This is a genomic window from Bradyrhizobium retamae, assembly GCF_001440415.1.
Classification (GTDB): Bacteria; Pseudomonadota; Alphaproteobacteria; order Rhizobiales; family Xanthobacteraceae; genus Bradyrhizobium; species Bradyrhizobium retamae.
Map to the genome: position 1 here is coordinate 303,851 of NZ_LLYA01000001.1, position 12,887 is coordinate 316,737.

Annotated in this window: 12 protein-coding genes; 4 read left to right on the forward strand and 8 right to left on the reverse strand. The window is 63.5% G+C overall.

Features of this window, described 5'->3' with window-relative positions; translation table 11 throughout:
- Positions 1–105 precede the first annotated feature (105 nt).
- On the reverse strand, positions 106–402 hold the full coding sequence (locus CQ13_RS01415) for a hypothetical protein (protein WP_057841223.1): 297 nt from the start codon (positions 400–402) through the stop codon (positions 106–108).
- 2 nt (positions 403–404) lie between these two features.
- The gene (locus CQ13_RS01420) at positions 405–1,799 is read right to left on the reverse strand and encodes an OmpA family protein (RefSeq protein WP_057841224.1); all 1,395 of its coding nucleotides are present in this window, start codon (positions 1,797–1,799) and stop codon (positions 405–407) included.
- Between the two features lie 168 nt (positions 1,800–1,967).
- Between CQ13_RS01420 and CQ13_RS01425 the strand changes: the two genes are divergently transcribed.
- Both CQ13_RS01425 and CQ13_RS01430 read left to right on the forward strand, forming a co-directional pair.
- Positions 1,968–3,026: a polysaccharide deacetylase family protein gene (locus CQ13_RS01425; RefSeq protein ID WP_057841225.1), complete on the forward strand. Its 1,059-nt coding sequence runs from the start codon at positions 1,968–1,970 to the stop codon at positions 3,024–3,026.
- A 101-nt stretch (positions 3,027–3,127) separates the two neighbouring features.
- The gene (locus CQ13_RS01430; protein ID WP_057841226.1) at positions 3,128–3,928 is read left to right on the forward strand and encodes an SDR family oxidoreductase; all 801 of its coding nucleotides are present in this window, start codon (positions 3,128–3,130) and stop codon (positions 3,926–3,928) included.
- Between the two features lie 155 nt (positions 3,929–4,083).
- Here the strand turns inward: CQ13_RS01430 and CQ13_RS01435 are convergent, their stop codons facing one another.
- The 6 genes from CQ13_RS01435 to CQ13_RS01460 form a co-directional block, all read right to left on the reverse strand.
- Positions 4,084–4,368 (reverse strand): hypothetical protein, encoded by a 285-nt coding sequence (locus CQ13_RS01435; protein ID WP_057841227.1) that lies wholly within the window; start codon positions 4,366–4,368, stop codon positions 4,084–4,086.
- Positions 4,369–4,494: 126 nt separating this feature from the next.
- Positions 4,495–5,931 (reverse strand): benzoyl-CoA 2,3-epoxidase subunit BoxB, encoded by a 1,437-nt coding sequence (gene boxB / locus CQ13_RS01440; protein WP_057841415.1) that lies wholly within the window; start codon positions 5,929–5,931, stop codon positions 4,495–4,497.
- A 162-nt stretch (positions 5,932–6,093) separates the two neighbouring features.
- Entirely contained in the window at positions 6,094–7,782 is a 1,689-nt protein-coding gene (gene boxC, locus CQ13_RS01445) for a 2,3-epoxybenzoyl-CoA dihydrolase (protein WP_057841228.1), read from the reverse strand.
- A 109-nt stretch (positions 7,783–7,891) separates the two neighbouring features.
- Positions 7,892–8,410 carry a DUF309 domain-containing protein gene (locus CQ13_RS01450; protein ID WP_057841229.1) on the reverse strand — a complete coding sequence of 173 codons (519 nt, stop codon included), beginning with the start codon at positions 8,408–8,410 and terminating at the stop codon, positions 7,892–7,894.
- A 36-nt stretch (positions 8,411–8,446) separates the two neighbouring features.
- On the reverse strand, positions 8,447–9,265 hold the full coding sequence (locus tag CQ13_RS01455) for an alpha/beta fold hydrolase (RefSeq protein ID WP_057841230.1): 819 nt from the start codon (positions 9,263–9,265) through the stop codon (positions 8,447–8,449).
- A 184-nt stretch (positions 9,266–9,449) separates the two neighbouring features.
- Positions 9,450–11,006 carry a benzoate-CoA ligase family protein gene (locus CQ13_RS01460; protein WP_057841231.1) on the reverse strand — a complete coding sequence of 519 codons (1,557 nt, stop codon included), beginning with the start codon at positions 11,004–11,006 and terminating at the stop codon, positions 9,450–9,452.
- Positions 11,007–11,132: 126 nt separating this feature from the next.
- On the opposite strand from CQ13_RS01460, the gene CQ13_RS01465 reads away from it, so the two are divergent.
- On the forward strand, positions 11,133–12,038 hold the full coding sequence (locus tag CQ13_RS01465) for a helix-turn-helix transcriptional regulator (protein ID WP_057841232.1): 906 nt from the start codon (positions 11,133–11,135) through the stop codon (positions 12,036–12,038).
- 290 nt (positions 12,039–12,328) lie between these two features.
- Entirely contained in the window at positions 12,329–12,868 is a 540-nt protein-coding gene (locus CQ13_RS01470; RefSeq protein ID WP_057841233.1) for a P-loop nucleotide/nucleoside kinase family protein, read from the forward strand.
- Positions 12,869–12,887: the final 19 nt, after the last annotated feature.

The window sequence follows — 12,887 nt, forward strand, 5'->3', positions numbered from 1 at the left end:
ACAGTTTTGCTGCATTCCCGCCGCCCGATGGGGGTTTCGGACCATAGCCAGGACCGGTCAACAACCCGTGACAGTGACAGCGGTAAAACTGGGCTCATGATGCAGTCATGCCGGCGGCGCGCTGCGCGAGACTACCCAGTCGCGCAACCATGACCCGACCGCACAGCCGCAGAGGTAGAGCGCGAACATGATCAGGCCGAGATCGAGCCAGTAGCCGAAACGGCCGGGCACGACGCGCGCGAGCGCGGCTGCAACCAGCGCCGCGACCAAAGCCGAGAGCGCCCACCGCCATTTCCGCGAGATGCCTTTGCCGTGCTGAACCACGGATATCCAGCCCATGCCGAAGCCGAGCAGCACCGATGCCAAGAGCCAGCCCCAGTAGAATGTGGTCAGATAGGCCATGCTCACTTCACCACGAAATCGATGCGGCGGTTCTGCGCCTTGCCCTGGTCGGTCTCGTTACCCGCAATCGGCTGCGTCGAGCCGTAGCCGACCGCGCTGAACCGGTTGGCAGGTAATCCCGCCTTGACCAGATAGTCGGCGACCGCCTGCGCGCGCCTCTCGGACAGCGCCTGGTTGGCCGCCTCATCGCCGTCGGTATCAGTATGTCCCGCGATCTCGATATTGGCGGCCGGACAGCGCAACGCGGTTTCGATCAGGCGGTCGAGCAGACCGGCGGAATCGGCGACGATGTCGGCCTTGCCGGATTCGAAGCGGATCCGGGCCTTGCCGAGCAGTTCGGTAAACAATTGCTGGCAGACCGTCGCATCCACCGGCGCGGCGGCCGGCTTGACGGAGATTTCCGGCTTGAATTGCCAGCCCTGCGGAAAGTCCTTGCCAAGGCCGGCGCGGATCTGACTGGCGGCGGCTTCATAGAGCGCATCGCCCGACAGCTTCACCTCGCGGTCGGAGACGACGAGTGTACCGGTCGACAGCCGCGACAGCGCGCCGAGCGCTGATACGACCGCGTTGGCGAAGCCTGCGGGCGCGCCGATGCTCGTCTTGAGGTTATCGACGACTTTTTCGCTGAAGAACTTGCGCCCTGCCGCCGCCACCAGCGCGGCGTGGACGTTGTGGTCGGCCACGTTGCCGGTCAGCGTCAGCGTTACCGCGACGGGATCCTTGTAGGCCTGGAAAATGTAGGGCGGTGCCTTGACCTCGTTGGCTGCGACCGAAAAACCCTCCGGCAGGTTTTTCAGCGCGGCGGCGATGGCTTCGCGGCCGCCGAGTTCGCGTGCCATGCCGGAAAGGCTGACCGTGGTGTCCGACAGCGTGATCTTGCCGTCCTTCAGCTTGCCGATCTGGTCGAGCAGCAACAGCGCGGCATTGTCGAAACGCGGCGGCGCCCCGCGCGCAAGATTCGTCCGGTCGACCACCTCGACGCCGCCGAGGCTGGCGCGAGCCGCCTCCATCAGCCGGCCCTTGCTCGCCGGCAGGGGCGAACTCCCCGATAGCGTTACCCGGACGACGTCGCGTTCGGCCGACCAGACGAACGGCTTGGCTTCGGGAACGAGCCGGGTTTGGTCGTTAACCAAACGCACGCCTGGCACCACTTCCACCGACGCCACCGCACTTCGCCGGCCGTCTTCCGAGAACGCGTCTGCGGCCAGGGTCACGTCGCGGCCTTCGACCGAGATCCGCCGTTTATCGAGGATGGTGCCCTTCAGGGCTGCGGCCGAACGCTGCGCCAGGTCGATTTCCAGCGGTTCGGTGCTCGTCCAGGCCGCGATCGCCCAACAGATGACCAGCGGAATCACACCCGGCCACCATTTGCTACTCCACCTGAAAAGTCCGCGCATTCGAGTTCCCGCCGGGTCTGGAACGGAGAGAAAACAAACCCTTGCGGGGCTGTCAAACCCGAAATGTCGCAGGCGCGAAAGGAGACGGAAATCGGTCCGGCTAACAGTTTCTTCAGCCGTCTGTCGCTAGTTTCGTCCCCGTAATTAACCGGGCAGCCCCGCATCTCGATGAAACAGCTTCGCAACACCGTCATTCGCGCCGGGCTGGAAGCGCTGTACTTCTCCGGAGCGCACTACCTGCTGCGATCAATCTTCGCAGGCGTCGGCGTCATTTTCATGCTGCACCACGTCCGTCCACGCCGTGACGGTGAGTTTCAACCCAATCGTCATCTCGAAGTCGAGCCGGAGTTCTTGCGGGCGATGCTCGCGCATCTTCGCGCGCTCGACATCGACCTCGTCACCATGGACGAGGTGCATCAGCGACTCCAAAAGCGGGATTTCGCGCGGCGCTTTGCCTGCTTTACCCTCGACGACGGCTATCGCGACAATCGCGATTGCGCTTTGCCGGTGATGCGTGAGTTTGATGCGCCCCTCACCGTTTACGTCACGAGCGATTTCGCCGAAGGCACCGGAAGGTTGTGGTGGGTCGCGCTCGAAAAAGCGATCGCCAAGACTGCCTCGATTGATGTCCCGATCGGCGGCACAGCCACCCGCCTCGATAGCTCGACGCCGGCGGCCAAGCAGGCCGCCTTCGACCGCGTGCACGACTGGCTGCGCCGACTTCCGGGCGAACACGACCTGCAGCGCGAGATCTCCACGCTATGCACGCGCCACGACGTCGACGAGTCTCTCATCGCCCGCGATCTCTGCATGTCCTGGGAGGAATTGAAGGGGTTCGCGGACGATCCGCTGGTGACGATCGGCGCGCATACGATCACGCATTGCAGTCTGGCGCGGCAGAGCGAAGAGACGGCTTGGCTCGAACTAACCGAAAGCCGCGCGCGGATCGAAGCTAAGTTGCAGCGGCCGGTGCTTCATCTCGCCTATCCCTATGGCGACCGGATCGCCGCGGGCCAGCGCGAATTCGCCCTGGCGAAGGCGGCGGGATTCAAGACGGCAGTCACGACGCGGCCGGGCATGATCTTCGCCGAAAGCGCCGGCCACATGACCGCGCTGCAGCGGGTTTCGCTGAACGGGAACTACCAGGACGAACGGATCATCCCGGTCCTGACCTCCGGCGCCGCCACCGCGATGTGGAACGGCTTCCGCCGCATCGACGCGGCCTGAGATCTCTCCATACGTCGTCCCTGCGAACCCAGCGAACTGGTGTCCTTGACTCGCCCTGCTCCCACGCCCAAAACCTCCGGCAAAGCAAATGGAGGAACGCAATGTTCAAGGATCTGTTCTCGCTCAACGGCCGCATCGCGCTGGTGACGGGCGGCTCGCGCGGCATCGGCAAGATGATCGCGGCCGGATTTCTCGCGCAGGGCGCGGCGAAGGTTTACATCACCGCGCGCAAGGCAGGTCCCTGCGAGGCGACCGCCAAAGAACTCACCGCCGCCTATCATGGTGAATGCATCGCGCTGCCGATCGACATCTCGACGGTCGAAGGCTGCGACAGGCTGGCTGGCGAAATCATCAAGCTGGAGCCGAAGCTCGACATTCTCGTCAACAATGCCGGCGCGGCCTGGGGCGCGGAATTCGACGAGTTCCCCGAAAGCGGCTGGGACAAGGTCATGGACCTCAACGTCAAGTCGCTGTTCTTCCTGACCAAGGCGCTGGCGAAACCATTGCGCGCGGCGGCATCACCCGAGCGACCTGCCAAGGTCATCAACATCGCCTCCGTCGATGGCATCTTCGTCAACCCCAGCGAGACCTATTCCTACGCGGCGAGCAAAGCTGCCGTGATCCATCTGACGCGGCGCATGGCGACGAAGCTGGTCAAGGAAAATATCAATGTCACGGCGATCGCGCCGGGCGCGTTCAAATCGGACATGAACCGGGCCGCGCGCGACCACTCGGATGAAGTCGCAAAGCGCATTCCGGCGCGGCGTATCGGAACCGATGAAGACATGGCGGGAGTGGCGATCTATCTCGCCTCGCGCGCGGGCGATTACGTGGTGGGCAACACCATCGCAGTCGATGGCGGCGTGGTCTACGCAAATGCGGGGCTTGAGATCGCGGGGTAAGCCGCCGTCGTCACACCCCGCGAAAGCGGGGTATCCAGTACGCCGTGGCCGTGATGGCGGATCGCGGCGCTCCTGCAATTGATGCTGGTGTTTACTGGATCACCCGCCTTCGCAGGTGATGACAGCGTGCATTGAGGACGCCGTTTGCGCTGGCCTCACGGCTCGTCCTTCGTATATTCGAAATCAGCACTCGGCGCGTCAGGCAACTCGCGATCCAGCGCTTCGCGGTAGCGCAGGCAGCCGCGCAAAAATTTCGGCCAGGGTGGCACCGCCACTTCGGGCGTAAGCCGCTCGGGCAGCAGACCCCAGAGATTGGGATGATGCCAGCAGAGATCGTGACCGGTGCTGTCGCGGTGCGCGCGGATGCCGGCCCTTAGGCGCTTTACCTCCGCGACCAATTGGTCGCGACTTAGTTGTTCGAGGTCGCGGTCGGGGTCCATGTTACTGCTCCCCGATTGCGGGGTTTAGAGCGGGATGACTTTTCTTCGAAACGTCATCCCGCTCTCTCTCTTTGATTTGAGCATGATCTTTTCGGAAAACGGGTATCCACTTTTCCGGATCATGCTCTAGGTTTCGATCTTCACGTACTCGAAATCGCCGGGCTTGTTGTCGATGCCGACTTTCGGCGGCGATATCCAGGAGGCGTACTGGCCAGCTTCGGTGACCGGCTTCATCAGCGAGGCGATGAAGTCGCCGTCCTGCGATGAAGGCAACCATTCGCCCTTGCGTTGGTTCCAGGTGGCATCGTCGATCAGGACGCCGTCGGGCGTCGCGTGGACATCCTTGAACTCGCCGATCTGGCGGTGAAACGCGACATTCGGCAGGGTCAGCTTGTACTGATAGCCCGCGGTCGAGATCACCTTGTTCCAGCGCAGCATGCCCTTGACGCAATCCTGCGTGTAGTCGTCGCGCAGCCGCATGTTGAGCGCGGTCAGCGCCGGCTCGTCGACGCGCTTGATCACGCCGTCGACTAGCTTGAGCACCGGATAGGTGGCGTTCTTGAGCTGGTGGTCGTCGTCGATCTGGGTTTCCTTGTAGCGGCCCTTGATGCCGGCGTTAAAGGCATTCGCCGCGTTGGTCGAGACTTCCGAACCAAAGAGATCGAGCGACAGCGAATAGTGCAGGTTCAGCTTCTTCTGGATGGTCGGCAGGTCGATCACGCCGAGCGCGCGGACCTTGGCGACATCGGTCGGATCGGCGATGCCGGCAGCCCTCATCGCCTCGCAGGTGCGCTGCACGACGCGGCTGATGCCGGTCTCGCCGACGAACATGTGATGGGCCTCTTCGGTCAGCATGAAGCGGCAGGTGCGCGACAGCGGATCGAAGCCGGACTGCGCGAGGCTGTGCAACTGCATCTTGCCGTCGCGGTCGGTAAAATAGGTGAACATGAAGAACGACAGCCAGTCCGGCGTCGCCTCGTTGAAGGCACCGAGCATGCGCGGGGAATCCGCATCGCCCGAGCGGCGGCGCAACAAATCGTCGGCCTCCTCGCGGCCGTCGCGGCCGAAATATTTCTGCAGGAGATAGACCATCGCCCAGAGATGGCGACCTTCCTCGACATTGACCTGGAACAGGTTGCGCAGGTCGTACAGCGAGGGCGCGGTCTTGCCGAGATGGCGCTGCTGCTCGACGGAGGCAGGCTCGGTGTCGCCCTGGATCACGATCAGGCGGCGCAGCGTGGCGCGGTGTTCGCCGGGGACTTCCTGCCAGGCCGGCTTGCCGTAGTTCTCGCCGAAGGGAATGACGCGATTTTCTTCCTGGGGAGCAAGAAGGATGCCCCAGCGATATTCCGGCATCTTGACGTAGTCGAACTTGGCCCAGCCGCGCGGATCGACCGAATAGGCGGTGCGCAAGTAAACCAGCGACTGCTGAAAGCCTTCCGGCCCCATGTCACCCCACCAGTCCATGTAACCGGGATGCCAGCCCTCCAGCGCCTTCAGCACCTGGCGGTCTTCGCTGAGATTGACGTTGTTAGGGATTTTGGTCGAGTAGTCGACGTTCATGTAATTCATTGGGGCCTCCCGTGGTTCGGTCTCGTGTCCCGGACGCGGTGCAGCGTTGTTCACGATGCACCGCAGAGCCGGGACCTATTTCGGTGGCTGAGGTGGGTCCCGGCTTCTGCGAGCCGCGTGATAAGCGTGCCGCGCAGCGCCCGGGACACGGCCTTAGACTCTCGTCATATCGAATTGCGCCTTCTGGCCGGTGCCGTAGCGGCGCAGCGCGCCTTCTTCGCCGACCGCGTTGGGGCGCTGGAAGATCCAGTTCTGCCACGCCGTGAGGCGCGAGAAGATTTTCGATTCCATGGTCTCGGGACCAACGAAGCGCAGATTCGCTTCCATGCCGGTGAGGCCGTCGGGCGAGAAGGAGGTGCGCTCTTCCAGGAACACCCGCACCTCGTCGTCCCAATCGATATCGTCGAGCGCGAAGGTGACCAGACCGAGCTCTTCGGCTTCCTCCGCGTCGAGCGTGGTGCCGATGGCGGCTTCCGCGCGTTCCAGATCGGACGGATCGGCCTGGAAGCGCGATTGCAGGCGGGTCAGGCCGTGGCTCATCGGGTAGGGACCGAAGTTCAGCGCGGTGAGCTGGATCGCCGGCGGCGGGCGGTTGTCGCCCTGGCGTGAGCCGATCAGCATGTAGGAACGGTCTGCGGCGAACACGAGTTCGGCGAGCGTGCCGGCAAAGCAGGAGCCGGACTCGACCAGCGTCACCAGCGTGCGCGAGGTGACGTCGATGCGCTTCAATACCCGTTTCCAATAATGCCTGATTTCGTTGACCAGCCAGTGCGCCTTGTTGGCTTCGAGGAAAGCGTCGCAAGCGACCACATTGGCGGGGTCGCCGTGCGACTTGAACACCAGCATCGCGATTTCGAGTTCGTTGATACGCAAGTGAAGGATTGCATCATCGAGCTCGCGCGCCACCTGGAGCGGCCAGAACGACGCGCCCTGCCCGATCAGGCCGTCGATATCATCAGGCGGCGCCGCCTCCGGCGCCTTGATCGAAATGGTCGCGATGCGCGCCGCGCGATCGATGTCGACGCTGACAAAGCCGTAGCGGATGCCGGTCTCGTCGATGGTGCGGTTGAGTGGCGCAAGCGTGATGCCCTTGCCAATGCCGTTGCGCTTCGAGCTGGCGGCGAATTCCTTGGCGCGCTCGGCGACCTTGGCCTCGAGCTTGCTGTTCGGCGCGATTTCATCGACCAGCCGCCAGGCGACGGCGCGCTTGCCTTTAATTCCTTCCTCGATGGTACAGAAGAAGTCGGCATGGTCGCGGCGCACCTTGCGCTTGTCGACCACGCGGGTCAGACCGCCGGTGCCCGGCAGCACCGCGAGCAGCGGCACTTCCGGCAGCGCCACGGCGGCGGCGCCGTCATCGGCCAGGATGATGTGATCGGTCGCGAGCGCCAGCTCATAGCCGCCGCCGGCCGCGGTGCCATTGACGACAGTGATGAAGCGCTGCCCGGAGTTTTGCGATGAATCTTCCAGGCCGTTGCGGGTCTCGTTGGTGAATTTGCAGAAATTGACCTTGTGGGCGTGGGTCGCCCCCGCCAGCATGCGGATGTTGGCGCCGGCGCAGAACACCCGGTTCTTGCCGGAACGCATCACCACCACTTTCACTTCAGGGTGTTCGAAGCGCAGCCGCTGCACGGCGTCGGCGAGCTCGATGTCGACCCCGAGATCGTAGGAATTCAGCTTGAGCTGATAGCCCTCGAACAAACCGGCATTCTCGTCGACGTCCATGGTGAGGGTTGCGATCTCGCCCTCGACCGCCAGTTTCCAGTGGCGGTAGCGCGACGGATCGGTTTGAAAATCGATGTATTTCGCTCCCCCCGCAAGGACGCGATCTTCACCGGCCATGAGCCACCCTCTGTTGTCGTTTTCTCAGGATTTGTTTGGTTCGTTACATGCACAATAATGCATGTTTCTGATTGAGTCTAGCCTAAACCACCGAAACATGCATTTTGTTTCATGTTCGGCCGGCGGCCGCGAAGGCCACGCAACCGGCCTTGGCGAGCTGCGGCTGCTCCAGTTTGGCCTTGACGAGGCCCGCCAGGGCCGCAACCGGAAAGCTGTCGGCAAAGCCGGCGCCGCCGACATTGCGCATACCAAGCGCCTCGAGTTCGCCGAGCGCTTCACCGAATAGCCGGACGGCGACGTGCGGCTTTTGCATGCGCAGCCGCAGATTGGCGGTCGTGATCAGGATGCAGGCGCGCAGCAAAATCCGCTCGCGGCCGCCCTGCGGCGCCGCCGCCCATACCGCTTCCAGGATCTCCTGCGATTCCCAGAAGTAGCCGTGGTCGTTGAGCGCCATGCCGTAGCGCAGCGCCGGGTGGCGCGCCGGCACGTAGCCCTGGAAGCGCGCCGGCACCAGCGCCGCGATCTGTGCCAGCGTGTCGTAATCGGCGGCGGCTTCCTTGGACTGTCCGGGCACATAAGCCCATCGCGGCAACGGCAGATGACCGATGCCTGAGGGCGGCGCGGTCATCCGAACAGCGCTTCGGCAAGCGCAGGAGAAAATGCGCTACGCGGCCCGTCCTTGCGAGCCATTCTCGACGTGCAACACCGCCTTCGCGAAATCCGAAATCGCATCGAGCGTCGCCTCCGGCGCTTCACGATGCGGCTGATGTCCCGCGCCCGGAATCACCGTCACATCGACCGGACAATAGCACTCTTCCCGAGCGATCTCGACCTGACGCATGGTCCCATATTGGTCATCCACGCCTTGCAGGATCGCCACCGGCACGCGGATATAGGCGAGGTATTCGGAAATATCCCAGTTGCGGAAATCAGGATCGAGCCATGCGCCGTTCCAGCCATAGAAGGCGTTATCGACGTCCCTGTGCCAGCGCGAAAGCTTGCCCTTCAGGTTCGTGGTCTCGTAGGCGCTCCGGATATTCGCAATCGACGCCACCGAAATATCCTCGACGATGAAATGCGGGGCGATCAGCGCGAGGCCCTGCACGCGGTGATCCTGATGCGAGCCCGCATAGATCGCCGCGATCGAAGCGCCATCGGAATGGCCGAGCAGCAGGCCGCGGCGAAAGCCGATCTTGTCGAGCAATTTTGGCAGCACGTCGAGCGCCTCGACATGCATGTAGTCAAGCGGGCGCGGCAGTTTTACCGGCGTCGATGCGCCGTAGCCCGCGCGCGAATAGACGAATACGCCCGCGCCGGTCGCGGCCTGCAACTTGTCCGGAAAGTCGCCCCACAGGCCGGTCGAGCCGAGCCCCTCATGCAGCATCACGATAACAGGCGCGTGCTCGGGCGACAGGCCGATCATGCGGTATTCGAGATGGGAGGCGCCGACCGTGAGGAAGCCCTGGGGAGTAAGGGTTGTCATTGTAACCGCTCCCCTCCCAGCACGGCACGGTGAGCTCCCTCCCCCCTTGCGGGGGAGGGTTGGGGAGAGGGGTAGCCACGCGCACCGCCTTTGCGGCTTACCCCTCTCCCTAGCCCTCCTCCGCAAGCGGGGAGGGAACGAGCGCCGCTTGCGGCAACACTTTGCACTTCGAAAGACAAGTCCATCATACCTTCGCCGTCTCGCCATCCCGCAGCTTGAACCGTTGAATCTTCCCCGTCGCCGTCTTCGGCAGGCTGTCCACCACGTCGATCCAGCGCGGATATTTCCATGGGCCGATCTTCTGCTTGACGTGCTCCTTCAGCGCCTCATGCAGTCCATCGGTGCTGACGCCGGCGCGCAGCACGACGAAGGCTTTCGGCTTCAACAATCCTTCGGGATCGGCTTCGGGCACGACGGCGGCCTCGAGCACGGCCGGATGGGTGATCAGCGCGCTCTCGACCTCGAACGGCGAGACCCAGATGCCGGAAACCTTGAACATGTCGTCGCTTCTGCCGCAGAACGTGTAACGGCCGTCCGCATCGCGAGTGTATTTGTCGCCGGTGCGGGTCCAGTGGCCTTCGAAGGTCGAACGGCTCTTGGCGCGCTGATTCCAGTAGCCCTCGCCGGCGGACGGCGCATCGACCAGCAATTCGCCGACCTCGCCATCTGCCACCTCGGCGCCGGCCTCATTGACCAGCCGCACCTTGTAGCCGGGCACCGGACGGCCGGAGGAGCCGTATTTGATGTCGCCGGGCGCATTGGAGAGAAAGATGTGCAACAGCTCGGTCGAGCCGACGCCGTCGAGAATGTCGACGCCGAAGCGTGCCTTCCAGGCGTTGCCGACCGATTCCGGCAGCGCTTCGCCGGCGGAGGTGCAGATGCGCAAGCGATTGCCGGCGCGCGCGTCCTTCAGCGTCTCGTCGTTGAGCATCGCGGCGAACAGCGTCGGCACGCCGTAAAAGATGGTCGGGTTGTACTTGTTCATCAGCGCGAACATCGCAGCCGGCGTCGGCCGTTCCGTGTGCAACACCGTGGAAGCGCCGACCGACATCGGAAACGTCAGCGCATTGCCGAGTCCATAGGCAAAGAACAGTTTTGCCGCAGAGAGACAAACATCGTCCCCGCGAATGCCGAGCACCTGCTCGGCGTAGGTTTCCGCGGTGGCGGCGAGATTGGCATGCAGATGCCGCACGCCCTTGGGCATGCCGGTCGAGCCCGACGAATACAGCCAGAACGCCGGCTCGTCGGAATGCGTCGCCGCGGTCGCAAACGTATCGCTCTCGCGCGCGAGTTCATCAAAGAGTTTCTTGTGGCCGTGGGCGTCCTTGCCCGACACGATGACATGCTCGAGGTCCGGCATCCGCGCGACGACATCCTTGACGACCGGCAGCAGCGCTTCGGAAACGAACAGCACGCGCGCGCGGCAATCTCCGAGAATGTAGGCATACTGCTCCGACGTCAGCAGCGTATTGAGCGGCACCGGCACGACGCCGGCGCGGATCGCGCCGAGGAACACCGCGGGAAAGTCCACGGTGTCGAACATGATCATTGCCACGCGCTCTTCGCGGCGGACGCCGAGCCGGCGCAGCATATTGGCAACGCGGCGGGTCTGCCGCTGCAGCTCGCCATAGGTGAGTTCGGCGACGGCGTCGGTGAAGGCGAGCTTGGTGCCGCGCCCCTCCTCGACATTGCGGTCGAGCAGCCAGGTCACCGCATTGTACGAACCGGACGTGCCGCTCACGACGCTCCTCCCCTGAGTTTTAAGAATTATAATTCATACAAAGACACCGGCTACGCTTGCTGTCAATCCTCATCGGCATTATGTTTCCGAAATCCGTTCACCCCGCCGCAATGCCGAACGAGGGAAATGACCGAGGCCAGCGACCCCGAATCCGGCTTTCTCGAGCAGCTTGGCCAGCGTGTGCGCACCATGCGCGCCCTTCGCGGCATGTCGCGAAAAGTGCTCGCAAAAGTTTCCGGCATTTCGGAGCGCTATATCGCGCAGCTCGAAAGCGGCAAGGGCAACGTCTCGATCGTGCTGCTGCGACGCGTGTCGAACGCGATGGGCGCGCATCTCGAAGATCTCATTCCCTCGGCCGAGCCCGCGCCGGATTGGGCCGTGATCCGCGATCTCTTGCGCAAGGCAACGCCGGCGCAGATCGCGCAGGCCAAGGATGCGCTGGCCGGCGGCGGCCTATCGGCGCAGCGGCGGATTTCGTTTGCCGGCATCGCCCTGATCGGCCTGCGCGGCGCCGGCAAATCCACCCTCGGCAGGATGCTGGCGAAGAAGATCGGCTGGAAATTCGTCGAGCTCAACAAGGAAGTCGAGGCGCAGAACGGCTTGTCCGTCGCCGAGATCATCGCGCTCTACGGCCAGGAAGGCTTTCGCCGCATGGAGCAGGCGGCGTTGACGCAATTGCTGGCGCGGAAAGAGCTGATGGTGCTGGCGACCGGCGGCGGCATCGTCTCCGAGCCGCTGACCTTCGACCTGATCCTGTCGTCGTTCTACACCATCTGGCTCAAGGCCGAGCCGGAAGAGCACATGGCCCGCGTCCGCCGCCAGGGCGATTTGCGCCCGATGGCCGACGATCGTTCCGCGATGGCGGAATTGCGCAACATCCTGGTCAGCCGCGAACCGCTCTATGCGCGGGCGTCAGCCGTGGTCGATACCGCCGGGCTTTCCGTCGATGCGGCGGCGGCGCGGCTGAGCGATGCGGTCGCGCCGGTGCTGCACGACAAGCACACGTTCGGCCTGCGCAGCGCGGCCTCCTGATCGCTTCGACGAAAGCGCCATTCGTAAACGGCTGTTTCGACCAAGCCGAGGGTACGCGCTCGACGGTTGCATCCGACGGCGAGCGCGACCGCTAACCATCGCACAAGCTTCATGCGAGCGACGGCTACAATACACGCTCGTCGCCATGGCCGTCAGCCTGACGGTTGCGGGCATCCTGCACTATCTGGTGACGCCGAAGGTCGTCGCCGAATTCGAGGCGATCGCCGCGGCATTCAAGCATTAGCCCGGGTGCCCTCGAACTTCGGGCCTGTTCGCGATACTGATGGCGCATGAAGCTGCTTTTCCTCCATGGCTCACCCGCGGTCGGCAAGCTGACGGTCGCCAACGCTCTGCTCCAGATGGTGCCGGGCCGGCTGATGGACAATCATGCGGCGATCGATCTTGCACGTACGGTCTTCGACTTCGACGCACCCGGATTCTGGGAACTTGTCCACGACGTCAGATCGTCGGCGCTCAATGCCGCAGCAGCGAACGGCGTACCGCTGCTGGTGATGACGTTCTGCTACGCCGAGCCGGACGATCGCGTCCAGTTCGCGAATTTCGAGGAGATCGTGCAGCGGCACCGCGGCGAGTTGCTGCCGGTCTTCCTGCATTGTTCGCGCGAAGAAGCGATGAAACGGGTCGGCAATCCCGGCCGGGTAGCGCGGCGGAAGATGACTTCAGAGGAAGCCCTCACCAGATTTCTCGACAGCCACGACTTCACGGCGGTGCCGCGGCCCGATTGCGTTAAGCTGGATACGGGGATCAATCCGGCGGACGTGACTGCGCAGCAAATCGTCGAACATTTCGGGCTGAACGTTCCCGCATGAAAAGTCCGTAGTCCACGGT

Coding starts and splice junctions, on each gene's coding strand:
- CQ13_RS01435 (WP_057841227.1), bottom strand. CDS start 4,368: ATGGACCCCGACCGCGACCTCGAACAACTAAGTCGCGACCAATTGGTC.
- CQ13_RS01455 (WP_057841230.1), bottom strand. CDS start 9,265: ATGACAACCCTTACTCCCCAGGGCTTCCTCACGGTCGGCGCCTCCCAT.
- CQ13_RS01425 (WP_057841225.1), top strand. CDS start 1,968: ATGAAACAGCTTCGCAACACCGTCATTCGCGCCGGGCTGGAAGCGCTG.
- boxB (WP_057841415.1), bottom strand. CDS start 5,931: ATGAACGTCGACTACTCGACCAAAATCCCTAACAACGTCAATCTCAGC.
- CQ13_RS01430 (WP_057841226.1), top strand. CDS start 3,128: ATGTTCAAGGATCTGTTCTCGCTCAACGGCCGCATCGCGCTGGTGACG.
- CQ13_RS01465 (WP_057841232.1), top strand. CDS start 11,133: ATGACCGAGGCCAGCGACCCCGAATCCGGCTTTCTCGAGCAGCTTGGC.
- CQ13_RS01450 (WP_057841229.1), bottom strand. CDS start 8,410: ATGACCGCGCCGCCCTCAGGCATCGGTCATCTGCCGTTGCCGCGATGG.
- CQ13_RS01420 (WP_057841224.1), bottom strand. CDS start 1,799: ATGCGCGGACTTTTCAGGTGGAGTAGCAAATGGTGGCCGGGTGTGATT.
- CQ13_RS01415 (WP_057841223.1), bottom strand. CDS start 402: ATGGCCTATCTGACCACATTCTACTGGGGCTGGCTCTTGGCATCGGTG.
- boxC (WP_057841228.1), bottom strand. CDS start 7,782: ATGGCCGGTGAAGATCGCGTCCTTGCGGGGGGAGCGAAATACATCGAT.
- CQ13_RS01470 (WP_057841233.1), top strand. CDS start 12,329: ATGAAGCTGCTTTTCCTCCATGGCTCACCCGCGGTCGGCAAGCTGACG.